Annotated in this window: 21 protein-coding genes; 5 read left to right on the top strand and 16 right to left on the bottom strand. The window is 29.7% G+C overall.

Annotated features, from left to right (window positions below; translation table 11 throughout):
* Nucleotides 1–589 precede the first annotated feature (589 nt).
* From ACVHXK_RS07210 to ACVHXK_RS07185, 6 genes are all read right to left on the bottom strand, one after another.
* Nucleotides 590–1507 carry a hypothetical protein gene (locus ACVHXK_RS07210; RefSeq protein ID WP_461205700.1) on the bottom strand — a complete coding sequence of 306 codons (918 nt, stop codon included), beginning with the start codon at nucleotides 1505–1507 and terminating at the stop codon, nucleotides 590–592.
* A gap of 41 nt (nucleotides 1508–1548) precedes the next feature.
* A complete protein-coding gene (locus tag ACVHXK_RS07205; RefSeq protein ID WP_461205699.1) occupies nucleotides 1549–1698 on the bottom strand; it encodes a hypothetical protein in 150 nt (49 codons plus the stop codon).
* Between the two features lie 130 nt (nucleotides 1699–1828).
* Nucleotides 1829–2086: a class I SAM-dependent methyltransferase gene (locus ACVHXK_RS07200; RefSeq protein WP_461205698.1), complete on the bottom strand. Its 258-nt coding sequence runs from the start codon at nucleotides 2084–2086 to the stop codon at nucleotides 1829–1831.
* 209 nt (nucleotides 2087–2295) lie between these two features.
* Nucleotides 2296–3129: a hypothetical protein gene (locus ACVHXK_RS07195; protein ID WP_461205697.1), complete on the bottom strand. Its 834-nt coding sequence runs from the start codon at nucleotides 3127–3129 to the stop codon at nucleotides 2296–2298.
* Nucleotides 3130–3202: 73 nt separating this feature from the next.
* The gene (locus ACVHXK_RS07190; protein WP_461205696.1) at nucleotides 3203–4183 is read right to left on the bottom strand and encodes an AEC family transporter; all 981 of its coding nucleotides are present in this window, start codon (nucleotides 4181–4183) and stop codon (nucleotides 3203–3205) included.
* A gap of 280 nt (nucleotides 4184–4463) precedes the next feature.
* On the bottom strand, nucleotides 4464–5696 hold the full coding sequence (locus ACVHXK_RS07185) for an EAL domain-containing protein (RefSeq protein ID WP_461205695.1): 1233 nt from the start codon (nucleotides 5694–5696) through the stop codon (nucleotides 4464–4466).
* Nucleotides 5697–5939: 243 nt separating this feature from the next.
* On the opposite strand from ACVHXK_RS07185, the gene ACVHXK_RS07180 reads away from it, so the two are divergent.
* On the top strand, nucleotides 5940–6524 hold the full coding sequence (locus tag ACVHXK_RS07180) for a TetR/AcrR family transcriptional regulator (RefSeq protein WP_461205694.1): 585 nt from the start codon (nucleotides 5940–5942) through the stop codon (nucleotides 6522–6524).
* A gap of 113 nt (nucleotides 6525–6637) precedes the next feature.
* Nucleotides 6638–7618 (top strand): DUF5692 family protein, encoded by a 981-nt coding sequence (locus ACVHXK_RS07175; protein WP_461205693.1) that lies wholly within the window; start codon nucleotides 6638–6640, stop codon nucleotides 7616–7618.
* 149 nt (nucleotides 7619–7767) lie between these two features.
* Here the strand turns inward: ACVHXK_RS07175 and ACVHXK_RS07170 are convergent, their stop codons facing one another.
* From ACVHXK_RS07170 to ACVHXK_RS07145, 6 genes are all read right to left on the bottom strand, one after another.
* Nucleotides 7768–8406 carry a lactate utilization protein gene (locus ACVHXK_RS07170; RefSeq protein WP_461205692.1) on the bottom strand — a complete coding sequence of 213 codons (639 nt, stop codon included), beginning with the start codon at nucleotides 8404–8406 and terminating at the stop codon, nucleotides 7768–7770.
* Nucleotides 8407–8685: 279 nt separating this feature from the next.
* Nucleotides 8686–8934, bottom strand: a complete 249-nt coding sequence (locus ACVHXK_RS07165) for a (2Fe-2S) ferredoxin domain-containing protein (RefSeq protein ID WP_461205691.1) — start codon at nucleotides 8932–8934, stop codon at nucleotides 8686–8688.
* A gap of 5 nt (nucleotides 8935–8939) precedes the next feature.
* Nucleotides 8940–10628: a [FeFe] hydrogenase, group A gene (locus ACVHXK_RS07160; RefSeq protein WP_461205690.1), complete on the bottom strand. Its 1689-nt coding sequence runs from the start codon at nucleotides 10626–10628 to the stop codon at nucleotides 8940–8942.
* A gap of 4 nt (nucleotides 10629–10632) precedes the next feature.
* Nucleotides 10633–12507, bottom strand: a complete 1875-nt coding sequence (gene nuoF, locus ACVHXK_RS07155) for an NADH-quinone oxidoreductase subunit NuoF (protein ID WP_461205689.1) — start codon at nucleotides 12505–12507, stop codon at nucleotides 10633–10635.
* Between the two features lies 1 nt (nucleotide 12508).
* Nucleotides 12509–12985, bottom strand: a complete 477-nt coding sequence (locus ACVHXK_RS07150; RefSeq protein WP_461205688.1) for a complex I 24 kDa subunit family protein — start codon at nucleotides 12983–12985, stop codon at nucleotides 12509–12511.
* Between the two features lie 351 nt (nucleotides 12986–13336).
* Entirely contained in the window at nucleotides 13337–13669 is a 333-nt protein-coding gene (locus ACVHXK_RS07145) for a PadR family transcriptional regulator (RefSeq protein ID WP_461205687.1), read from the bottom strand.
* A gap of 176 nt (nucleotides 13670–13845) precedes the next feature.
* On the opposite strand from ACVHXK_RS07145, the gene ACVHXK_RS07140 reads away from it, so the two are divergent.
* On the top strand, nucleotides 13846–14460 hold the full coding sequence (locus ACVHXK_RS07140) for a DUF502 domain-containing protein (protein ID WP_461205686.1): 615 nt from the start codon (nucleotides 13846–13848) through the stop codon (nucleotides 14458–14460).
* Nucleotides 14461–14682: 222 nt separating this feature from the next.
* On the opposite strand, the gene ACVHXK_RS07135 is transcribed toward ACVHXK_RS07140, so the two are convergent.
* Nucleotides 14683–15882, bottom strand: coding sequence for a chloride channel protein (locus ACVHXK_RS07135; protein ID WP_461205685.1), 1200 nt, complete (start codon nucleotides 15880–15882; stop codon nucleotides 14683–14685).
* Between the two features lie 309 nt (nucleotides 15883–16191).
* Between ACVHXK_RS07135 and ACVHXK_RS07130 the strand changes: the two genes are divergently transcribed.
* Complete coding sequence (locus ACVHXK_RS07130) at nucleotides 16192–16848, top strand: GntR family transcriptional regulator (RefSeq protein ID WP_461205684.1); 657 nt, start codon at nucleotides 16192–16194, stop codon at nucleotides 16846–16848.
* A gap of 109 nt (nucleotides 16849–16957) precedes the next feature.
* Nucleotides 16958–17923, top strand: coding sequence for a D-2-hydroxyacid dehydrogenase (locus ACVHXK_RS07125; protein WP_461205683.1), 966 nt, complete (start codon nucleotides 16958–16960; stop codon nucleotides 17921–17923).
* 121 nt (nucleotides 17924–18044) lie between these two features.
* Here the strand turns inward: ACVHXK_RS07125 and ACVHXK_RS07120 are convergent, their stop codons facing one another.
* From ACVHXK_RS07120 to ACVHXK_RS07110, 3 genes are read right to left on the bottom strand one after another with little or no spacing between them, the layout of a single operon-like run.
* On the bottom strand, nucleotides 18045–22433 hold the full coding sequence (locus ACVHXK_RS07120; RefSeq protein WP_461205682.1) for a hypothetical protein: 4389 nt from the start codon (nucleotides 22431–22433) through the stop codon (nucleotides 18045–18047).
* Nucleotides 22426–23130, bottom strand: coding sequence for a DUF6063 family protein (locus tag ACVHXK_RS07115; RefSeq protein WP_461205681.1), 705 nt, complete (start codon nucleotides 23128–23130; stop codon nucleotides 22426–22428). The genes ACVHXK_RS07120 and ACVHXK_RS07115 overlap by 8 nt, the downstream gene beginning before the upstream one ends.
* A complete protein-coding gene (locus tag ACVHXK_RS07110) occupies nucleotides 23130–24752 on the bottom strand; it encodes a hypothetical protein (RefSeq protein ID WP_461205680.1) in 1623 nt (540 codons plus the stop codon). Before ACVHXK_RS07110 ends, ACVHXK_RS07115 begins: the two co-directional genes overlap by 1 nt.
* Nucleotides 24753–24908: the final 156 nt, after the last annotated feature.

The following is a 24908-nucleotide window of genomic DNA, read 5'->3' as shown; positions in this document are numbered from 1 at the left end:
CTTTACTAATAATTATATAATATTTTATTACATTTTTGGATTAATTTATCTCGAAATATTTTTACTCGTTAAAGCTGTACATTTTACTTTAGATATAACATTATATACTTTTGACCTTATCAAAATCAATGCATAAAATAAAAATTTCTATACAAAACCCACTAGCACTACTATTTTTAGCGTTATCCTCTACTTCATCATTACTAATATTTTCATCTTTACCTTTATTATCATTTAAAGTAAAGTAAATAGGTTCCACTTCTGAAAGGGGGCTTTTAACCTACGTAATAGTCAGTGACATATTCGCCTATATTTGACTTACCTCTCCAATAATTTAGTTTTACCATCTAGTTCAGTGAATAAGTCGTTAAGGATTTTGTTAATTACTAAATTTAATTATCACTCACGCTCTTTTAATATTTCCACCAATGAAATTTTCTTTAAATGTTTGCCTATCATATAATTAACAATCAAATACGACAAAGTAATAATTATGATAATAAACACGTATGACCTTAATGATAAATATGCATTCATCCCAGCTGAAACATTAGACACCATAAATGGATATACTTTATTTATAATTATCTTACTTAAAGGTACCCCTATAATAGTTGTAACAACTACCGTATAAAACGCACTCCCAAGATATATCTTTTTCTATATCTAATTCAACATCCGACATTAAAGTATTATAATAATCTTCGTCTATTTCAAATAATTCTCTCATATTATTAATATCTATAAACATATAAAGTCCACTTGCAAAGTTTTCAATTCCCTTTATATTAAATGTATAATCCTTATCTTCAAGATTATCTCTTAAAATTATTTTGTCCCCTACTTCGTAACCAAATTTGTTGGCAACAGAGTTTGATATATATATATCCTTTTTCCCTCCTTCTAGAGAAAAATCAAAATAAGGATTATCATCTTCTATTCCTTGCAGCGACACTTCCATTTCTGATCCTGTCATATCATAATACACATCAAATACTTTGGTATAAGCCACATAAGAATTTTCTGGTACATTTTTTTCTGGATAATTCAAAATGTATAAATAGTTATAATTCACATCTGATATTGTATTTTTCACATAACTATCAACAGACCCATAAATACAAAAGCCAAAAACCATCAAAAGTATAGCAATAAACAAACCAACGAACATAGTAATGTTTACACGTACTTCTCTTATAAGTTGTCTTATCCGATAACGATTAATAAATCTCATATTTTTTAAATCTACATTTGCAAATTTATGTTGCTTTTTTTCTCTGCGTAGTAATTTTAATGGTGCTAATGAAAGTTTACCATTTATAACAATCAAATTAACTAGAGTCACTATAATAATAGGCAAAATCATAAAATGTTTAAGCAACTCTTTCTTTACATATCCTAAAGAGTATAATGCACCAATAACAGAGCTTTCTTTTTCAATACTGTGAATTACAAAAACAGAAATCATATAAGCAAGTAATATAATAATAATAACCCCTGCAATCAAAGCCCCTATTTTATTGATAAAAGCATCATCTTTACAACTTGTTATTCTTTGATTACTTCTGCTTCTAAAAAAGATACTAGATTACCATATTTACTAAGTTCATAAGTAATTTCATTCATACTTAAATTTACGATTTTTTCTTCATCAATCTCTAAATCTATCAAGTTATCTTTTAATTTTTCGGCTGTCATTTCACCCTTCAAAAGATAACAAGAATGATTAAAAAAGACAGAGCTCCATAACTCTTTTTAATCTCCTTAACTTCTAAAAACATATAAACCCTTCCTTCAACATAGCTTTGTTATGCTAACATTTTATTATCTATTTAACAGATACAACTTCCATCTTTTTAGCAATTCTACAAACCACATAATCTATTGCTTCCACTCTCTCAATTTTATCCGCTAAAAGTAGAGCTATATTACCTGTGGCTGTCCCTATTTCTAAAATTTTCCCTTTAGGATCTACGTCTGTTGTAATTCCAATTGCAATTTCCTCGTACAAATTTTTATCCTTCTTCATAAAAACATCATAAATACCAGACATACGATTCCATAATTTTTTATCATTACCACGCATTTCACTACCCCCCTTTTGAAATAATACCAAATCATTAATATTATCCCAACAATTTACATCCTCTTTAATTATAGTTATAAAAATACCTTTAGTCAATGAAAATGATTATCATTCTTGTTTCGAATTGCAATTTACTATAATAAAAAAATACATTACAAAACCCACTAGATTTAATCGCTAGTGGGTTCCTAAAATTTATATTTTGAGTACTAATAGCCACTGCCGTCCATGTATATTCCGTAGCCAATTTCAAACTCATCTTCATCAGTTTTATAGAGTTTTCGAAAACTTATAGTGCCTATTCCTTCTTTCATTTCTCTATCTTCATAATAGCTACTATCCATGTCTTCGTATCTTATAGTATAAATTTTTTTACCTTCATCTTCTTCGATTTTTTTTATAAAACAATTTAAAGTAACTTCATCACCATTTTTATTATTTATTTTTTGTTCCCAGGTGTTACCTACTTCTAAAGGCGTTTGAATTAACACAATTGAATCAAAATCAGAATCCATCATCATAGTTTCTTCTTTTTCTTGAGTCAATTTGCCATTTTCAATAATATATTTTTGTTTTATAGTATAATCACTCCCTGATTCTCCATCTGATAAATCATCAGCTTCTCCTTCTATACTATAAATTATTCTATTTTCTGTTTTTTCAATACTATTTAATGTAGCTACGTGTCCATAGTCCACTGAGCCATTGTAAATCCATTTGTACCCCTCTTTTTCAGGAAGCAATTTTGCAAGTATTTCTTGATTTTTAATATTATCATTATCTAAAGTTTCTTCTATGCTAGTATTATTATCTGTAGTGTTATCTTCCACTTCATCATTACTAATATTTTCATCATTACTAATATTTTCATCTTTACCTTCATTACTAGTATTAATATCGTTTTCTGAAGTTTTATTTGCCTCGTCTGTTACTTCATTTATATTGTCCGCAGTCTCTGAAGTATTATTACTACCATTACAAGCTACAAGTAAAAGGCATATAGCTATCAACCCAGCGTATAAAAATTTCTTTTTTCTAAGCATAAACTTCACTTCCTTTATAATATTTTATATAGAATATTATACCACCAATTATCCTATTATAGATTTATAATTATTAGCTCCCAAGGACACTCATCCAGAATGTAATAATAGGTAATAAAGTGATTACACACAACCCCGAACTCATTATGACAATATTACCTGCCAAAACAGGGTCACCTCCTAATTCGTTACCCATAGCAAAGCTACTAACAGCAGTAGGTCCACCTAGCAACACTATTATAAGAACAATATTCATAATATCAAAGCCTAATAAATACGCTGCAAAAGATGCTATCATAGGGATAATAATAAGCTTTATTGACACCACAACCATAGTTAATGTAAGTGATTTTTTAAATCCCTCAAAATGAAAGAAAGCCCCTATTGCAATTAACCCTAAAGGTGTGGCAAGACTTGAAGCCATATTTAAAACATTAACTAAAAATACTGGATAATCTTCATCAAATTTCAACCCTAATGCAGATGAAATAAATCCAAGTACAATACCTATAATTAAAGGATTTTTAATAATATTAAATATAATCTTCTTGTAACTACCTGAATCATTTTTCTTATCATTAGACGTTAATGCCAATATAGATAAAATATTAAAAGATGGTATAGCTACAAGGGTAAGTAGAGCTATATTAGCTACGACAGCATCACCATAAAGATTAAAAAGTATTGGATATCCAATAATAAGATAATTAGTTCTGAATCCACCTTGTATACATGTACCTAAAACATTAACTCCTTCTCTGCTTTTTTCTTTAAGAAACAATAGGAAAATAAGCTTTGTAAGATAATAAGCTCCCCAAATTGCAACAGCAGTAAATAACAAAAGTTTCAATTGAGTTGTACTAAAACTACTCTTCAAATCTATATTTGCTACTTTAGTAAATATCATTGTAGGCAGAAAAATTCTAAACACAAGACGACTAGCTTGATCACCAAAATCTTTTTTAATTATCCCTAGTACTTTTGCAACATAACCTAAAATAATCATAAAAAAAATAGGCATAACGGCATTAAATGCTATTTGAAACGGATTCATAATTTTTCCCCCACTATATTAAATTCATTCAATTTATAATATCTTATATCAATTTTAAAAATTATATTCACGTAGAATTTTAACACAAATACGATTTTGCTACAAGTTTGCTGCCCATTTAGAAATACTAGTGTACTATCATTTTATTTTGTTTGCTTATTTTGTTAATTTCTTTTGAATTTAATACCATTATATATGGAGGTAAAAAAATAAAATGTGATTGGAACCACATTCTACAAATCTTCGTTTCATTTTTCTATTTTAATATATTCCAAATTTATTATCCATCAAAATCAATGCACAAAATAAAACTTTCCCCTTCATTAGTAGTATATTTTTTTGAAAAAGTACAGCAAAGTTTTCCTGTAGCCATGGATAAATATGATTTAGACTGATAAACTTCATTATTATTTATAGTATTATAATAATAATGTTTAGTAGAATTGTTAGATCCTTTTTTAGCTGGATTAAAAATAGGATGTGTTTTTTCTATAATATTATTGTGTACCCCAACAGTATTACTTATTTGTATTCCACTTTTATTCATTATATATCCACATTGAATACATTCATAATTACTTAAGACATAAAAAAGTTCATTGTCATAATTACCTCTCGAAATCTTTACTAATCTATCTACCGCATAATTAAATATATCTAAAAAACTCTTGTTTCTTGAACGCTCGTTATTTATACATAACATATTGTATTTTCTAAATGTTTTAACTAAAGTTTCTACTAATTTATTAATATTTTCTAATTTATCTTTTGTAATTAAAACTGGTTTTAAAAAATAATATCCTTGGATTGCATTGCCACCTAATTGTAGAACTTTAAGCGCTTCTTCTTCAGTTTCAACACCTTCCACTATAATTACAGCACCTAATTTATTAGATAACTTTACTAAAGATTTCAAAACTTCTTGATTATAATAGTTATTATGAATGTTTTTAATCAATGCCCTATCTATTTTTATAATGTCTGGAAAAACAATAGATAGTCTATTTAAATTTGAAAAACCTGCACCAACATCATCAAGGGCAATTAAAAATCCATAGTCACGATATCTCTTAATGAACTTCTTAAGAATTTTTTCATTTCCACATTGTGATTCATTTACTTCTATAATTATCCTCGAAGGCTCTATATTATACCTCTTAACACTCTGCAATAGATAATTAGAATCAATACATTTTTCTAAAATAGATGTATCTATATTTAAAAAAAGAAGAATATCCTCATCTTCCTTATATAACTTAGAAAATGAACTTAAAGCTTTTTCCCTACAAAGCCTATCTAATTCAAGATTAAGATTTTTCTTCTTAGCTTCTTCAAAAAGTAATATTGGGGCAATAATTTCACCACTTTTCCCATCAGTACCACGTGACAACGCTTCAACACCTGTGACAGTATTACCTGAAATAGACACAATAGGTTGAAACATAGTAGTAATTAATTCTTTTTCGATAATTTCCTTTATATTAATTTGTTTTTCTTCAAAATATTTCTCCATATTTCCCCCTATATTTCTCTTTTTATAAAAATATATCATTAAATTAACATCTATTCAACTATTTTTTATTGATTTAATAAAATTTGCTATTCTATTTTAATAAAATAGAAATCAAAAATTGCCCAATTATTATTGGTTTGAAATTCTTTTCTTGACGTATTTTGTAATTCTCTGATATTATTTTATAAAGAGATATGGCTGATATTTCGCTTCATCACTAGACATAAATCGGAGGAACAGTTTATGAAACAATATGCTAAAACTGCAATACTCAATTCCTTTAAAACCCTACTAAGGGAACAATGCATAGATAAAATTACAGTAAAAAGAATTTGTGAACATGGTGCAGTGAATAGGCAAACTTTTTACTATTATTATCCCGATATTAGAGCTATATTCAAATATATGATTACAGAAGAACTGTTTGTAGAAATAGCACAAAATAGAACCATTGATACCTGGCAAAATGGATTTTTGGCTACTATGTATTATCTAAAGAAAAACTCAAAAATGATTTTACACATATACTATTCTTCTTATTGCCATGAGGCTAATGCCTATTTCGTAAACTTTTCCAATAAATTGCTTAATGATGTAGTAGAAGAATGTGCTCATAAAGCCAATGTACCTCTAGATGAAAAAGATAAAATGTTTATTGTTAATTTTTATACGCATGCATTTAATGGATTGATGCTAGATTGGCTAGTAGGTGGAATGGACGACCCTCCAGAAGTTATACTACGAAAGCTTCTACTAATCATAAAGGGTAATATTTGTCACTCAGTAATTGCTTTTGCAAAAGAATCAGCAGAAGAAAATTTAATATAATTATATCTAATAAATCCAATCAGACACTTTCATTTATCTGTCTATTGTATATCCCCTTAGAGAAATCTTATAATTAAATTGTTGTTATATATTATATTTTTAGGGGGTATTATATGTTTATTTTTAACTACTCCGAAGGTGCATCTACATTCGGTGTATGGGGAGTTTGGATATTAGTTTTTGCAGCACTTTTTGGTTTAAATGAAATAACAAGAAGATATAAGTATGTTGGTTTTTTCTTCTTTGTTGTTTTGCCAATAGGACTTTCCGTATTATGGTTTACAGTTTTAAAAGATACAACTTATACAGACTGGTTCCATTTAGCAAAAGTTTATTCTTGCACTGCTGGATGTATAGGCTTCTGGTGTATTAGACACCTTAAAGGTAAAAACAAGTCTACAGGTAAAGAATGGAAATTGTCTGAAAAAAAATGGGCGTTGTGTTTTCCTCCACTAATTCTCGCTGTTAATATCGCCGAAGCAATAGTTCGTGATTTCCAGATTGGCACGCAATATCAAAGTGGTGGAATGTTAGCAGATGAGGCTATGTATGTTATTGGCGGTTCTTGGAATTTTATGAATGGTATAGCTGGTATATTAAACATAATTGCTATTACAGGCTGGCTTGGAATTTGTATACGAAAGAAAACAGCTAAAGACAGTAGTATGGATATGTTGTGGCCTGATATGCTATGGTTTTGGATAATAGCTTATGATCTATGGAATTTCGCTTATACTTACAATTGTTTACCAGATCATGCTTGGTACTGTGGATTTGCCTTATTATTAGCTCCAACACTTTGTGCTTTTACTATTGGAAAAGGTGCTTGGTTACAACATCGTGCACAAACTTTATCCATATGGTGTATGTTTGCACAAACTTTCCCTGCATTCATTGATAAAGGTGCTTTTGCCGTTTCTTCAACTCACAATACTGCTCCTCTTTTTGCTTTTAGTTTAGCTGCTTTACTTGCCAATATAGCTGTGTTTGTATATATGATTTATAAAGTAGTTAAGACAAAGAGAAATCCTTATCTTGGTGAACTTTATATAGATTTGAATAAATATAAAGAAGTAAAAAATCTTGCACAATAATAATTTTTATAGTATAAAAAAGCCGAGAGGAAGTTTATTCATCTCGGTTTTTTTCAGTATTATCTGCTAAAATTTCAGTATCTTCAATTAAAAATTCAGTATTCTCTCATGAAGTCTAAGTATTACTCTCATTGTATACGATTTTAAATCTAATACCCTACCTCATCAGCCACAATAATGATAGTAAACCTATCATCAAATTTTCCACCTTGATTAACTACTGACATGTAATTACATATTCTTCCAGGTACCATGCAATCTTCACATTTACCAGTTTCCACACAAGGAGCTTCATGATTAATTCTCTTTGCGTTTAAAGGTGCAATTTTTCTTATCCTCTTAATAGCTTCGTCTAAATCCTCCACTACTTTATTAACTCCAGCTACAACAATAACCTTCTTAGGCCCAAAAATCATACCTGCTGCTCTATTTCCTGAACTATCCATATTAACTAATTCGCCATTTCTTGTTATTGCATTAGTTCCAGTAACCAAAAAATCTGCCAGCAATGACTGTCTCATAATTTCCACTCTTTCAGGCCAAGGTAAATCTTGATATCTGTCATATAGTTTATAGTCTTCACTTCTAAATATAGATAGTAAGTCCATTTCTCCTAAAGTAACAGAACCACCCATGGCAATACTTGAACCTTTAGGTATCAAATCTAAAACTTTTTCTCTTGCTTCTTGCAGATTTTCTACTACAATAACATTATACTTTTTTTCTATTAGTATTTTCGCTATTTCATTAGCAGTGCAGTCATAGGACCATTTTTTAGTTTTATCCATATTTCACCTCTCTATATACAGTTTAAAACTTGTTTAACAAATCTTCAATTGTCAAATCCACATAACTTTTAATCAATTTTCTGTTAAAATTACACAATTCTCCATTATACCGTTACTATCTATTAATAAAGATTCTATAAACTATCTTCTGTATTTTAAAAGGATTTATTTTTGCATCATATAAATAAGTTTTACGCATATAAACCCCACTAACAATAAAAGCTAGTGGGGTTTTTGGGGGGTTTTTGGGGGGTTATCGGTGGTTATTCCCACCTGTAGCTAACTTAACCTTGGTAATACATTCTCTTTAAAAAATTTCCTTGCAGTTATTCCTGTAACTGCGTATATTTCACCATCATCTATCTTTACAGAAACTCCTTCGGTGCACTTTCCTAAACAAAATATTGCTTTTACTACTACTTTATCAGAGAGATTCTCCTCTTCTATTATTTGCTGAAAAGTATTGATAACATTGTATGAACCCTTAACGTGACAAGCACTCCCTACACAAACGTGTAAATTTGTCATAAATATTACTCCTCTCCTTTATAGTTTACATGCAATAATTCGTGGACCTTTCCTTTTAATACTCCTGAATATAGCGACATCATTAAAGGATTTTCTTCAGAACGCTTGATGCTACTCATTTTATCTGCTTTATATAATCCTTCACTACGCTTTAATTTTCCTTCAGCTAAAGCAAATGGTTGACCTGCTCCACATACGCAACCGCCAGGACATGCCATTACTTCAACAAAATCATAATGAGCTTCGCCAGACTTAATTTTCTTGACTAAATTGTCTGCATTTCTAAGTCCACTTACTATGGCTATCTTAAGTTCACGGTCTCCTACAGTTACAGTAGTTTCTTTAACGCCTTCCATACCTCTGATTCCTTTAAATGCAAGAGTACGAAGACCTGCAGTAGATTTATCATCCATTACTCTACGTACAACAGCTTCAGTCACTCCACCTGTTACTCCAAAAATAACTCCCGCTCCACTACTCATACCAAAAGGCATGTCTACAGCTTCTGGCTCAATTTCTGAAAATACAATGCCAGCTTCTTCTATCATTTCAATAAGCTCTACTGTTGTAATTACATAATCTACACTCTGCTCACCATCTACTTTAAATTCATCTCTTTTAGCTTCATTTTTCTTTGCTGTGCAAGGCATAATGGCCACTGACACAATTTTCTCCTTTGAATAACTATAATGCTCTTTTATTACAGAAGAGAACATCTGCATAGGCGAACGACAAGTTGATACATTATTTAATAAATCTCTATGATTTTTTTCAACATAACTTACCCAAGCAGGACAACATGAAGTAAATAGAGGTAATTTTTCATTTTCTTCGAGTCTTTTTAGAAATTCATTTGTTTCCTCTAGTACTGTAAGATCAGCTCCAGTAGATGTATCAAATACTTGATCAAATCCCATTCTCTTTAGAGCTCCTACTATTTTGCCCATTACATTTTCGCCAATTTCTTCGCCTAATTTTTCTCCAATGCCCACTCGTACAGCAGGTGCTATTTGAACCATAACCTTTTTATTATTATCGCTTAGCTCTTTCCAAAGGCCCGTTTTATCTCTTTTAACAACAATAGCTCCTGTAGGACAAACTGCTGCACATTGGCCACAACCAACACAATTAGATTCCGCTAATGGTTCATTGTAAGCAGTTCCTACAGTCATTTTTGATCCTCTTTTTATAAAATCAATAGCCCCTACATTCTGAACTTCATGACATACCCTTACGCAATCGCCGCATAAAATACATTTACTTTTATCTGTTACAATACAAGATGAAGAATTATCTATTTGATTAATTTTGGCAGTATTTTCGAACCTAATTTTCTTTACTCCAAATTTATGAGCTAGGTCCTGAAGCTTACAGTGTCCACTTTTTTCACAAGAAGTACAATCACTACAGTGATTTGCAAGCAGTAATTCAAGAATCATTTTTCTATGTTTACGTATCTGAGCTGTGTTTGTATATATTTTCATACCTGCTTTAGGAGGTGTAGAACATGAAGCCATCATACCTCCCCACTCATTTTCTACCATACACATGCGACAAGCTCCATAAACTGAAAGCTCCGAGTAGTAGCAAAGAGTTGGTATTTCAATTCCTACTTTTCTTACTAATTCAAGAATATTTTTTTCTCCTTTAATCTCAACAGGCATGTCGTCTACAATCATAAACTGTCCATCCATATTATTAATCCTCCTTTATAGCTTTAAATGCACAAGCTTCTATACAAGCGCCGCACTTAATACATTTATCTTGGTCAATAGTAAAAGGTTGTTTGATTTTACCTGAAATTGCTCCTACAGGACAAATCCTAGAACACTTTGAACATCCTATACAGGTCTCTTTTTCTATATATATTGTTTTAAGCTTCTGACAAGTTTTTGATGGACATTTTTTATCTACTATATGAGCTTCATATTCTTCACGGAAATTTTTTATAGTGCTAACTACAGGTAGTGCAGCTGATTTTCCAAGACCGCAAAGTGCTGTTGATGAAATTGTGTCCGCAAGTTCTAGAAGTAAATCTAAATCAGAAAGTTCACCTTGTCCAGAAACTATTCTTTCGAGAATTTCAAGCATTCTCTTAGTTCCTTCACGGCAAGGAACACATTTACCACAAGATTCATTTTGAGTAAATTTCATAAAAAATCTTGCAACCTCGACCATACAAGTATTTTCATCCATTACCACAAGACCACCAGAACCTATCATTGCCCCAGCTTTTTTTAGTGAATCAAAATCTAATGGCAAGTCAAGGTCTTTTTTTGTAAGGCAACCTCCAGAAGGTCCTCCTATTTGGACAGCTTTAAATTCTACACCATCTCTCATACCTCCGCCTATATCAAATATTATCTCTCTTAGCGTTGTCCCCATTGGAACTTCAATGAGTCCTGTATTTTCAATATTTCCTGTTAACGCAAAAGCTTTTGTACCCGGACTATTTTCTGGTCCAATTGATTTGTACCAATCTGCACCCCTGTTAATTATGAATGGAACATTGGCAAAGGTTTCTACATTATTAAGTACTGTTGGTTTTGCAAATAGTCCCTGCTGTACTGTTCTTGGTGGTTTTACTCTAGGCATACCTCTTTTTCCTTCAATAGAAGCTGTAAGAGCACTGCCCTCACCACATACAAATGCACCAGCACCTCTGTTTATCTTAAAATCAAAATCAAAGCCTGTCCCAAGGATATTCTTACCTAAAAGTCCACAAGCTCTAGCACTAGCAATAGCCTCTTTAAGCCTACTTACTGCAAGTGGATACTCAGCACGAACATATATGTATCCTTCCTTAGCTCCACATGCAAAACCTGCTATCATCATCCCTTCGAGTACTCTGTGAGGATCTCCTTCCATTATACTTCTATCCATAAATGCACCTGGATCACCTTCATCACCATTACAAACAATATATTTATCTTCTGCTTTTTCTTTTTTAACGGAAGCCCATTTGCGACCAGTTTTAAATCCACCGCCGCCACGACCTCTTAGATTAGAATCTTGTATTTGACCTATAACCTCATCAGCCTTCATTTCAAATAAAACTTTTTCTAATGCAGAATATCCATTTACAGCAAAATATTCTTCTATTGAAGTTGCATCAATGTGCCCACAATGTTCAAGTACAAGTCTAGTTTGCTTTTCATAGAAAGGGATTTCCTCTTGCTTTTTATGTATCTTACCATCTTTTTTATAGGCAAGTCTCTCAACACATTCTTCCTCTATAATTGTCTTTTCTAATATTTCCAAACAATCTTCTTTTTTTACTTTAATATATAAATAGCCCCATGGTTCAATTCTCACTAGAGGACCCATTTCACAAAATCCATGACATCCACTTTTTTTAACACCCACTGATTCATCATGAGGTTCTTTTTCAAGACTTACTGCACAATTAATATTTTTTTCTTTCATTAGCTTAATGAACTCTTCATGTATTTCAAGGGCTCCCCCTGCAACGCAACCAGTACCAGCACAAATGATAATCCTTTTAGTTTGCTTATTAAGGCTCTCGCTATACGCATTTATAACATTATTTAAATCCTCTCTATTAAGAAGCATATTATTTTTCCTCCTTAAGTGTTTTTAGAAGTTCTGAGGTTTTGTCTGGTGTCATAGCACCGTAAACCTTGTCATTAACAGTAATAACAGGTGCAAGTCCACATGCCCCTAAGCAAGAAACCGTTTCTACAGTAAACATCAAATCCTCTGAAGTAGGTTTTTCTTCGGAAAGATTTAATTCTTTTCTTAGTCTTTCTAATATAGGTATAGACTTTCTTACATGACAAGCAGTTCCATCACAAATTTTTATAACATACTTACCCTTTGGTTCTAGAGAAAAATTATCGTAGAATGTTGCTACACTATATATTTGCGCCCTACTCATTCCTAACTTTTCGGACAAACGCGAGAATATCTCTTTTGGTAAATACCTGTATACATCTTGTGTATCTTGCAAAATTGCTATAATATTCTTAGCTTCAAACTGGTGTTTTTCTAATATCTTGTCCAATTGACCATAATCAAACGGGTTCTCCATTATAATACCTCCAATTACATTGTTAAATTATTGACATGTCTATATATTACTATAATATACTACTAATCGCAATAAAAATGATAAATTATTAACAATATTTTTTATGACTACAAATCACTTTTAAATATACAATAGCATCTTATAATAACCATATATGGATATTTACATATTATTTATTTAGATATAAAAAACTTCATAATTGTATACAATTTACAATATCATCTTGCAAATGGATTTTTTTGATATTTTTTTAACATTCCAAGAGCAACTTTAGCTTAAACTAATTCTATACCCAATTAAAAACACCAGCTCTTCTATATAGAGAACTGATGCTTCTAATAATTTCTTTATTCATGCTCTCCCCCCTGTGAATAAATCAACTATTTTCTTTGTTTTTTCCCACTCTTCACAGTATTTATAATATCTTTCTTTTCCTAGTTCAGTTAAATGATAATACCTTCTTTTACTACCACCATTAGTATTATTTGAATAATACGATTCGATTACTTGCTGTTTTTCTAGTCTTCTTAAGCTTGAATATAGGGTTGTTTCTTTCATATCATATCCGCCCGTTCTATTAAATATAACTTTTGAAATATCATAACCATACATATCTTTTTCTAATAATAGGCTTAAGATTATTGTATCTATATGTCCTCTAATAAAATCACTACTAATTTCCATAGTTCACCTCTTTACTATGTGAGACGTGGTAATTTTAGTATAGTTATAATTACTACGTGTGTCAAGGTAATTTTCTACTACCCCTAAATGATTGACAAAACCATTTGTCCATTTATAATATACTTAGGGGTAGTTGTTATTACGAAATATTACACATAAGGGGTTGTATTAATTAAATGATAAAGCACATTAAAAATAACTTTTTAACAGGATTAATTCTTCTATTGCCTATTTTTTTGACACTATGGATTTTAACAAGCATATTTAATACACTAGATGCTATTCTTGGTACATTAGTTACTAGATTATTAGGTTTTAAAATTCCTGGTTTGGGTTTGATATTAGTTATTGCTTTGATACTGGTTGTGGGATTAATTGCTAACAATGTGCTGGGTAAAAAAATAACTGAAATGGTTGAGAGGATGTTCGAAAAGGTACCTATAATAAAAGCTATATATTTGCCTATTCGAGATATACTAAAAAACTTTTCCAATAAGAAGTCTAACAATTTTAAAAAAGCAGTATTTGTAGAGTTTCCAAAAGAAAATATTTTAAGTATTGGCTTTATTACTAAAGAGGATATTACCTTTGAAGGTGAGCTAAAAACTGCAATCTTTATACCAACAACACCTAATCCTACTAATGGTTTTTTAGTATACTTGAAAAAAGGTGATTATAGAGAACTAGATATTCCCGTTGACGTAGCCTTAAAATCTATTATCTCCCTTGGTTCATTTTCCCCTGATATTATGAATTCTTGTGGGAAAAAAGATATTAATACAGATCGCTGATAAAGTAGAAACTTTATCCTATAAATAGTAATATAAACATCATCACTATTCTAAAACAGAGCCTAATAAAAAAATCATCATACTATTAAAAAAGCTGATGAATTCTGCAATTATAATAACAGAATTCATCAGCTTTGTTGTCATTTATATTTTAATACTGTCTAGGACTTTTTTTGTATCAACTATAATTCCATCACAGTAGTTGACCATCAAAATAATAACTTACATAGCAAGCAATTTTTGCTTAGGGTAAATTGTTTTATTTCCATTGCAAGAATAGGATACTGCACATACTAAAAAGAATATTGGAAGATATTCATATCCAAAAACTTCAACTCCAATAAAAACAGGAGCTAATAATGTATTAGTGGCACTGCTAAAAACAGCTGCATATCCTAAAGCAGCAATTAACATTACTGGTAGTCCAAAAATTCCGGCTAAAAACACACCTAAAGAAGCACCAATAGCAAATAATGGTGTAACTTCACCACCTTGATAACCCGCTGCTAATGTGATAACTGTAAGCAATAATTTGAGTATCCAATCATAAGCATGTATTGTTCCTCCATTAAAGCTATAGGAAATTAAATTTACACCAAGACCAGAATACCTACCTGAATATAATAAAAGTGAAACAATACTTATTCCTATTCCAAAAATCACTGCCCTTTTAGCCGCATCAGGTATTTTATTTGAAAGCGTATCCTTCAATTTATGTAATAGCGTTGAAAATAATCTCCCAGCAACACCAAAGGCTAGTCCTATCAATAGCAATTTAATAAAATTTTCAGGAGAATATTCAATTACATCTGTTAGATTTACAGTAAACTTTTCTAGCCCACATAAGGCACTTGTAATATAAGCACATAATGAAGCTAAAATTGTTGGAATGAGGGCTTTATATCTTAATTCACCGGCTACTAAAACTTCTAATGCAAAGAAAACTGCTGCCATAGGTGTCCTAAATAATCCCGAAAAACCAGCCGCCATACCAGCTACAAGCATAATTTTAGCAATTTCTTTATCATTAAAAAACAACCCAATTCTATGGCCAATAGTTCCCCCTATTTGCACAGAAACCCCTTCTCTACCTGCACTTCCTCCAAAAAGGTGTGTCATCCAAGTTCCTACCATTACAAGTGGGATCATTATAAGTGGAATTTCTCTATCAATACCATGTCCAGCTTCGAAAACAAGTACCATACCTTTAATACTTTCTCCACCCCATTTTTGATATGATTTAATAATTATGTATCCTGCAAGTCCAAGAAATGGAATTAAAAACATACTATGGTCATATCTAAAATTTGTTATTGCAAGCAAAATACGCCCAAAAAATGCCGCAATTGCGCCTGTTATAATTCCAGTAATGCATGCTGCTGCAATGACTTTTATAATATTTACTAAACGTTTATACTCCATGGTTTTCTCCTATTCAATATTAAATTAGTTTCTAATTTTCCATAAAAAAATAACCAACAACTTTATAAATATTGAAGTCATCAGCACTAAGCGTTTATTATAATACTTACCAAAGTAAACCTTCATTATCAGTAAAATATTATCATATCTAATTTTATGTGTCAATTTCACTCTAAAGAGATTTTTATGGTGCCTGGCACCGAATAAATATTTGCTGCCAAGCACGTGATATTCATATTTGACATATTATCAGTTAAATACTATAATTTATCTAAACTGATATATCAGATATCACAAGGAGAGATATCTATGAAAAATACTAATAATCTTATGACACAATCCCTTCGTGACCAAGTGGTAGATATAATTCGAGGTATGATAATGGATGGAGAATTAACTTCAGGCCAAAAAATAAATGAAAGAGAAATAAGCTCAAAACTTGGCATTAGTACAACTCCCATCAAAGAGGCCTTTCGCACACTTCAAGCTGACGGGCTTATTATAGTCAAACCCCGTAGTGGAACTTACGTTGCAGATTTCTCTAGAGAATCCCTGATGCAATTAATGTTTCTTCGAAGCTCAGTAGAAGGTGTAGGAGCTAGATTCGCAGCTGAGCATGCAAAGGCTAAAGAAATTACCTCTATGCAATTACTTTTAGATGAAATTGCTCTTCTTCTTGAAACAGAAGGAAACGATGAACTTATTATTAAAAAAAACAGTAAATTTCACGAAATACTACACAGTTCTTCTGGTAACGATTTTGTTTTGCGAATAATTGCCAATGTGAGTTCCGTTGAATCAGCCCTTAGAAGGCTAAATGTACACGATAAAGATCGTGCCATAGAATGTTTAAAAGAACATCAATTTATCTTAAATGCAATAAAAGCTAAAAATGCTGACAAGGCTGAAGAGCTCATGATTAAACATATACGTTCTTCTGCTAAATTTATAGTTTCAAAAAAATAGCCCCCTTATCAAATGGATATACAATGAGAATTGATTATTACAGTGCAATATGTAAAAATCACGAGAAACAGCTAGTATTACAATTAATTTAATTTTAGGAGGTATCATTATGAAAAAAATTAAGAACTTGCTTTGCGCTTATCCAGTACTAGATGAATACAAGGATGAAATTCAAAATCTTCTACCAGATGCTAAAATCCACTACAAAGACTTTTTATGTGATTCTAAAGAACTTGCAGAAGATGCCGATATAATCTTCGGTAATATTAAAACCCCAGACTACATAAAAAATAACAACAACCTACAATGGGTACATCTAGCCTCTGCTGGAACAGCAAATTGGAGTACTGAGCTTCCAGAAAATGTACTTCTTTCTAATAGCACAGGTGCATACGGAGAAGCTGTAAGTGAACATATGCTTACAATGACACTTGCCGTTATGAAATGTCTTCCATACTATGCAGAAGGTAAAGCAAAACACCACTGGCAGGACAGACGATTTGTAAAAGGTATAATGGGTAGTCGTGTGGTAGTATTCGGTTTAGGCGATATTGGCTGCGAATATGCAAAACGTATGAAAGCGCTTGGAGCTTATGTTATAGGTGTTCGTCGTAGTGATACTGAAAAGCCTGAATATATTGACGAACTACGTCTAACAGAAGACAGTGACGAGCTTATAAAATCTGCTGATGTTATCGCTATGTGTCTTCCAAAAACTCCAGCTACAATCAACTTTATGAGTAGAGAACGTATTGAATCTATGAAAGAGGACGCTATTTTAATTAATGCAGGACGTGGTGATTCAGTTGATGAAGAAGCACTTATTGAAGCCTTAAATGAAAACAAAATTTTTGGTGCTGGTCTAGATACTTTTATAACAGAACCACTTCCAGAAAACAGTCCTTTCTGGGATTGTCCTAATTTAGTTATTACTTCACACTCTGCCGGATTCTATACACTAAGAAAAACACAAGAGAACGTATGCGAAATATTTATTGAATCTTTAAAAGATTTTCTTGCAGGCAAAGAGCTATCAACTTCAGTTGATCGCATGACTGGATATAGAAAAAAATAATAGATTTTAGTAAATAAAAATATAAAAACTCTGATATGATGAATTGTTTCATCATATCAGAGTTTTTTTGTTACATCTCATTCGCAATAACATATGTATGAGTATTGCTCAAATTACAATATTAAAAAAGCCGTATCTGTTCTTCTTCTATTTTAAGCCTTGATGACACAATTACCTCTGTCTCATCATCGCCTTTCACATGGTCACTTACTAAATATTGAGTACCACTTCTTAATTTTGATTGAACAAGATTTAATACATATATATTATCAAATCTATTGTAAATAGAATCTCCACCTAAACCAGACAAACAAATTAATTGAGTATTACTTTTCTTTGCAATATCTATCAAAGGTTTTAATAAATGAGCTGAGCTTGTTTGAGCAAAAGGATTATCCATTATCAATACTTTTCCCTCTTCTTTTCTGCTAAATATGCTACTTTCGTCTTTTCTCATATAACTCATCAAACTTGAAAGAATAACAAACGCAGAAAGGAAACCTTCTCCCCCTGAGTTTTTAGATACATCGTTCCAACTTATTTGTCTTTGTTTATCTTCTTCTATTTTATAAAGCTTAATATTAATTGAACTAATAGATACCACTTCATCATAAAGCTTAATTATATTAATATTATTTCCTATTATATCTTCTATATTTTCATTTTTCTCTAAGGTAACAATGCACTGATTTCTCAATTGCTCAATATAATCCTTCAATCGAATTTTATAAACCTCTTTATTTTCTTCCCAATCAGTAGTCGTTATATTAAGCATTTTGACTCTTTTACTATGAATTGTAATAGTTGAGTTACTATCTATTTTGCCTATATTTTCATGTATATCCTTTATATATTCTAATAAATTTTCTAAAATATTTTCTTCTTCACTTTCTATTAATTCCAAATCATAAGCAATTTTCCCTATAAGCTTATTATAAGAATCTTGTATCATCAGTAATTGCTCTTTAAATTCTCTTGGTTTAGGCACTAAATTTATTAAATTTTCGATAGGTTTTTCAAAAAAATCTTCTCGTCTAAACTCTTCTTTATTTCTTATTCCAAACATTTTTTTCTGAAGATTACTTTCTTTCATAATTTCTTCACTTTTAACATTGGTTAAATCTCTTTTAAGCTTACCTACAGTTTCATTTAGATTATTCAAGTCAATTTCTAATTGGACTTCCTCTTTAATTTCTAAATTATTGTATTCACTTAAATTGTTCAAATTACTATTTATATTACCATTTAAACCAATTACAACCTTTTTCTCTTTTGTTTTTTCTTCAATTTGGATTTTTAATTTTGTCTCTTCTTCAAAATAATTTTTTTCATAAATCAAATTCCTATCTTTAGGCTCTTCTTTTTCAAATTTACTTTTAAGTTTCTCATAAAATTTCTTTAATTCATCGTTTGCAATAGTTAATTGGCTTTTAATTTCTCTTATACCATCTTTTAAATTATTTAATGTTTCTTCTTCTTTTGTTTTATTATTTTCTATTTCCGTTTCTTTATAATAATCATAAATAATAGTTGTGTATTCTTTTTCCTCTAGTTTGTATTCTTGCACTCTATGAGTAAGCTCATTTTCAACTTGATTAAATTTTTTAGTAGCTTTCTCAATTCCTTGCTTTAATTCCTCTTCTGAACTATCAATCTCTTTTCTAAGGGATCTATATTCTGAAAGCAAATCTTCTTTATCCTTATCAATTAAAGAACCAGTTTTATAAACTTGAAATTCTAATAATTCATTAGAAATCCTACTATTTTCGCTACCATAATATCTTATTCTCTCTTCACATTCAGTCAATTCTTTTTCAATAATCTCTACTCTTTTTTGCTCTTTCTCGATTGAATCCACATTAATTTTTATTCTTTCCTCAATTTTTATAAGATTTTCTTTATTTTTCTTATATTCCTCATACTCTCTTTTTAAATTTACAAAATCTTCTTTTTCCTTTTTACTTTTTTCAATTTTCTTCTCTATACTTATAATTTCTTCTTTTGTATTTTCAATTACATTATCACAAGTTGCTAATTCCTTTTCCAAACTAATTTCTAGAACTCTTAGTTTATCTTTTTTCTCTCTAAGCTCCATAATATCCTTATTTAAATCTTCATAATCTTTAAAAGTTATAGTAAACTTTTTTATAAAATTTTTCTTATCATCATAAAACTTTATATCCACTTCTTTTGAAATTATATCATCTTTCGATTTATCTAATTCATTTTTTTTATGCTGAATTAATTTTTGTAATTCTTTTTCATTTAAAAGTCTATTATTAAAAGCTATCAAAAACTTCACATTATTTAAATCTAAAAGACCTTCTGCCCTTTTCTTTAGATTATCTCTTAGAACTTCTCTTTTTATTATCGGAATAGGAAAAGAAGTAAATACGTCTATAGGTTCTTTATTTAAAATATCTATTTCTCTAGAATCTAATATTATTGAGTAAGGAATAAAAGGATTCTTCTTAACATATTCATCATTCTCTTCAAAAGACAAACCATTTTTCTTAAGCCATTCCATACCATAGATTATATTAATATCTTTCTTCTTAAAATACTCAATAATCTCCTTAGGTAATTCTATTACCTTTCCTCCTTCGAGTCTGCGTAATTCTTCTTCTGCTTTATCACTTATTCTTCTAATCTTTATTTCATTATCTTTAAGTATATTTATTTTTCTCTCAAAAGCTTCTGCAATATCATTAGTTTCAAAGACTTTATCTTCTTCGAAATCTATATACTTTATTACCTGCTTCCTTTTCTCTATTTCTTCGTTTATAACTATTAATTCTTTATTTTTATATTCTAATTTGTACTCTGTAGAATTTAATTCTTTAGAATTATTTTCCTTTTCTCTTTTTTTACTTTTTAATTCTTCTGTTTTATTTTGCAGTAGTTCCCCTTGTTTTTTTCTTTCTTTATTTAAATTAATTTCTTCATTATTAATTTTGTTTTCAAACTTAATAATAATCTCTTCATCTAAAAAACCTGCTATATTCCTATATAAGTTTTCTCCATAATCTTTATTAAATTTGTTTTCCTCTTTAGAATAACCTTTCACTAGAGTATTCAATGTTCCTTGCTGCTTACTTAAATTTACCGCCTTATTTCTATTTTCTTTTAATAACCCTTGTGTGCTTTCTTTTTCTTGTAACAGAGATTTTTTTATTTGAATTTTATTATTCTCTTCTTCTTTTATTTTAATTAGCTCGTTCTTTAATATTTCTTTTATTGTATATGCTAAATCATTTATTCGAGGAGTAACGTCCTCATTTTTTTTAAACAAAGCTTCAAGCTCATACTCAAGACTTTGCAACTCTTCTGAAGACTCTTTGTATTCTTTATGTAATTTTGCACAAGAGAGTATATGCAGGCTCTTTTTCAATCTATGGAGAGTCTCTTCACTATCACTCAATAAATTCATTTGTTTTTGTCTATCTTCTTCTAATTCATCTACATAATTTTGTTTTTCATGAATATCTTTTGAAAGTTTTTCATATTGTAATTCTTTTACCTTGTCATATAAATCCTGGATATCACTCTCTATTTCCTTTAATTTCAATTCTCCCTTATCAATACTTTCCTTTAAAAACTCCATAACATTAGCTATTGTGTTTTCTATATTTTCCTTATTATCAATACTATTTAAAAAATCATCTAATGCTGTAAAAACTTCTTCTGACAATTCATTAAATAATTCAATTTTTTTCTTCTTATCAATATTATTTTTATTTTTTTTATATTGTTTAATATAGCCATCTAACAACTGAGCGAATTTTTTAATTCTGTCTTCTTCTTTACTAAGCTTATTTTCAATAGAAGGGAGAAACCAATCTTTAACTAAGCCTTCACTACTTTTAGCCTTTGTGAATAATTCAGATAGCCCGGATTCTTTTAAATTTATTTTTTTAATAATTGTTTCCCATTCTCTATAATTAATCTTATATTCTCCTAATTTGCTAAAATATGCTCTTGAAGTTACTGAGTTATTCATATCATAATAACTAAATTTAATATCCTCTTTTTTCTTTAAATCTTCAAAAATCTTCTTAGCATTAGCAAAACTTTTTATTACTTTACCATTATTTTTTTCTTCTATTATGGGAATATTATTAATATCATTTTCGTTTTTATCCTTATACTCATGAATGAAATTTATTATATCTAGCTTTGACCTAGAATCTTCATCAGAAGTACTAATTTTTTTCCTGACCATCATTCCATTTAATAGATATCCAGCTCCATCTTCTAAGATCCATTCCACTAGAATAAATGTAGGTGTTGAAGTAGTAAAATAACTGTCAAATGTTCTATCCTTTAAATTTCTATGCCTTCCTGTTAAAAAAGGTGCCATCATCATTTGTACTAGTACAGACTTCCCTCCACCATTTCTTAGATTTAAAAGTGTATTATCTCCTTCTAAGTAATAATTTTCATCATCAATTTTCATATTGTTATTATTATAATTTAAGTTTATAAATCTAATTCTATTAATTTTACTCATTGATTTCCTCCCCTAAAGCCATCAAAACTCTATGGTAGTTATTTTTATTTAGTAAATTCCAGTCCATAAAATTATCTAATTTTTTAGTGGTTTTTATCATATCATCCACTTGTATATAATAAATTAATCCTTGATCATCTAAAAATTTAAGAATTGTATTTACAAATCCCTCTTTAGTTGTTTTCGACGTACTCTTCTTATCACTACTTTTTAAAGCTTCAAATCTTTCAAGTATATTACTAAAAGCAATACCACCATTTTCATCATTATTTCTTTTAGTTCCATCATTTAAACGTTCCGTTACTGTATTTAAAAATTCTCCAACTTTTAGATAATCTCTCGATTTACTAGATAGCCCTTGTGAATTATAAAAGGTTACAAGAAGAGTTAAAATTACGAATTGTGATAAATAGTAGTCTTTATCATTGGCAGAGGATTTACACAAAATTTTCTTTAATTCTGCTTTTGAATACCCTAGAAAGTCATTCTCCTCATTTGGAATAAGATATATAACACCTCCATACTTTTTAACATAACACTCCGAAGCTTCACCCATTTCCTTTACTAACTGAGTTATATACTCATTCTCAGAGTACGCCTTATATAAATCAATTTCTTTTTCTCTAAGTTCGCCATGCTTTAGTAAATAATAATAAATTTTATTGCTCATCTTTATGTCATCTATTAAATAGCTCATTATAATCTCAATCCTCCTTTTGTAACTTTAAAGGAAATATCAGAACATATAAAATTTTTCATATCCCCTTTTTCATCCCTTAATCCCTCTAACTTTATATCTTCACTGTCCACAATTTTTTCTACTTTAATTATTGATATTCTTTTAAAATTTCTATTTGTGTTTACTATTTCTAAAATACTTTTATTTAATTGAAATTCAATTTCTCCACTTTCAATAATATTTTCTCGCTCTTTTTTAATTTCCTCTATATCGATAATTCTATTTTTAAGCATCTCTATTATAACTTCTCTAAAAATCTCCACCTCTGGTACAAAGCTACTTTTTAGAGTAGGACTTTCTCCAATCATTAAGTTTATTTCTCCTAAGGAGATACTGCTGCTCTCAATTGCAAACTCTAATATAGTTTCTATTACACCTTTGTACTTCTCTAATCTTTCAAGTTTCTTTTTATTCTGCTTTTCTAAAAAATCATCCTCATTAAAGGTTAAAACTTCATCATTTTCTATTTCATTTTCTTTTATTGTCTTTTGATATTCTAAGGCCTTATTCATATTATAAAGCTTTCTAGGTTTCATCCTAAATAGTGGTCTTAAAAACACTTCTATATTCTCTAATTTCTCTGGATTATCTAAAATTTTATTGTATACTTCGTTCTTAAAATTAAATCTTTCTATCAAAGTCATGCTTGCTATGTTTTCGAGTTCTTTGCCATAGATGTCCTTTAAATCAAAGTGTTTTATTAATATTCTTTGATTTTCATCTATTGTTCTACTCAAATATTTCTCGATTATCTTTAAATTATTTAGACTTTGTTTTTCATCTTTATTTAATTCCTGTATATGTATGTCTTTTTCAATGAAATCTTGAATTATTTCTCCTATGTGTTCTCTATGTAATGCAAATTTCTTTTTACTCTCTCTTAAAATTTCTAAATTTCCTTGCATGATTTTCTTATAATCATCTGTAGAATAACTAAGTGGATTTTCCCTAATCTTTCTAATGGCCTCTTCCATATTTTGCACTCTACTTCTCAGCCCGTTAAAAATACTCTTAATATCATCTACTGCTTTATCGTAGGAAGCCTTTTCTAAATGCATTTTAAAAACTATTTCTTGAATAGTTATTTTTAAATTCTCTTCAATTTCAAGTGTAGATAAAAGTAGATCATACCCTTCTTCCGTTAATGAATAAGAAGCTCTCCTTACTCCATCTAAATACTCCATTCTATTTTTCACAAAACTTATATTTATATTTTCATATTCTCCTAGTTTAAAATTATAGGCATTAAAATACATAGCTTTTCCTTCATCGCACAAAACTGCATTTACGATAAATATAGCTAATTCTTTACAATCCTCATAAGTGACCATCTTTTTAAAATGAAGAGAATTAACCTCATCAATAAAATTCCCGATATTATCAATGGTACATATCTCTTCTTTTAAGGATTGCTCCATTATATAAAGAAGCACAGCAAAAATTAAATTATCCTGCTCATACCCTTCATTAAAACCGTATTTTTTCCAAGTGCCTTTTGATATGCTATTTCTAAAAAGCAATGCATAAGCACCTATTTTCCTCATTCTTATATGGTGTGCATCTAAAAAACTAAGGTCCATACTTTCCTCCATTATAAAATTTTATTATTTACAGTCTTCTTCAGAAATCTATTAATTAAATAATAGATTTTGCGTAGAAAAGCATCCTTAACTTCACACTGAACACTATTATTAAAATAAAAGCTTTATCCTATAAATATCAACAATATTTTAAAT

It is taken from the genome of Clostridium sp. DL1XJH146, from assembly GCF_054819755.1.
The sequence above is the reverse complement of the archived record's forward strand: the minus strand, read 5'-3'. Positions and strand labels throughout refer to the sequence as shown.

Excerpts from the sequence above, each read along its gene's own strand:
- ACVHXK_RS07205 (WP_461205699.1), bottom strand. The coding sequence starts at position 1,698 with ATGACAGCCGAAAAATTAAAAGATAACTTGATAGATTTAGAGATTGAT.
- ACVHXK_RS07200 (WP_461205698.1), bottom strand. The coding sequence starts at position 2,086 with ATGCGTGGTAATGATAAAAAATTATGGAATCGTATGTCTGGTATTTAT.
- ACVHXK_RS07195 (WP_461205697.1), bottom strand. The coding sequence starts at position 3,129 with ATGCTTAGAAAAAAGAAATTTTTATACGCTGGGTTGATAGCTATATGC.
- ACVHXK_RS07190 (WP_461205696.1), bottom strand. The coding sequence starts at position 4,183 with ATGAATCCGTTTCAAATAGCATTTAATGCCGTTATGCCTATTTTTTTT.
- ACVHXK_RS07185 (WP_461205695.1), bottom strand. The coding sequence starts at position 5,696 with ATGGAGAAATATTTTGAAGAAAAACAAATTAATATAAAGGAAATTATC.
- ACVHXK_RS07180 (WP_461205694.1), top strand. The coding sequence starts at position 5,940 with ATGAAACAATATGCTAAAACTGCAATACTCAATTCCTTTAAAACCCTA.
- ACVHXK_RS07175 (WP_461205693.1), top strand. The coding sequence starts at position 6,638 with ATGTTTATTTTTAACTACTCCGAAGGTGCATCTACATTCGGTGTATGG.
- ACVHXK_RS07170 (WP_461205692.1), bottom strand. The coding sequence starts at position 8,406 with ATGGATAAAACTAAAAAATGGTCCTATGACTGCACTGCTAATGAAATA.
- ACVHXK_RS07165 (WP_461205691.1), bottom strand. The coding sequence starts at position 8,934 with ATGACAAATTTACACGTTTGTGTAGGGAGTGCTTGTCACGTTAAGGGT.
- ACVHXK_RS07160 (WP_461205690.1), bottom strand. The coding sequence starts at position 10,628 with ATGGATGGACAGTTTATGATTGTAGACGACATGCCTGTTGAGATTAAA.
- nuoF (WP_461205689.1), bottom strand. The coding sequence starts at position 12,507 with ATGCTTCTTAATAGAGAGGATTTAAATAATGTTATAAATGCGTATAGC.
- ACVHXK_RS07150 (WP_461205688.1), bottom strand. The coding sequence starts at position 12,985 with ATGGAGAACCCGTTTGATTATGGTCAATTGGACAAGATATTAGAAAAA.
- ACVHXK_RS07145 (WP_461205687.1), bottom strand. The coding sequence starts at position 13,669 with ATGGAAATTAGTAGTGATTTTATTAGAGGACATATAGATACAATAATC.
- ACVHXK_RS07140 (WP_461205686.1), top strand. The coding sequence starts at position 13,846 with ATGATAAAGCACATTAAAAATAACTTTTTAACAGGATTAATTCTTCTA.
- ACVHXK_RS07135 (WP_461205685.1), bottom strand. The coding sequence starts at position 15,882 with ATGGAGTATAAACGTTTAGTAAATATTATAAAAGTCATTGCAGCAGCA.
- ACVHXK_RS07130 (WP_461205684.1), top strand. The coding sequence starts at position 16,192 with ATGAAAAATACTAATAATCTTATGACACAATCCCTTCGTGACCAAGTG.
- ACVHXK_RS07125 (WP_461205683.1), top strand. The coding sequence starts at position 16,958 with ATGAAAAAAATTAAGAACTTGCTTTGCGCTTATCCAGTACTAGATGAA.
- ACVHXK_RS07120 (WP_461205682.1), bottom strand. The coding sequence starts at position 22,433 with ATGAGTAAAATTAATAGAATTAGATTTATAAACTTAAATTATAATAAT.
- ACVHXK_RS07115 (WP_461205681.1), bottom strand. The coding sequence starts at position 23,130 with ATGAGCTATTTAATAGATGACATAAAGATGAGCAATAAAATTTATTAT.
- ACVHXK_RS07110 (WP_461205680.1), bottom strand. The coding sequence starts at position 24,752 with ATGGACCTTAGTTTTTTAGATGCACACCATATAAGAATGAGGAAAATA.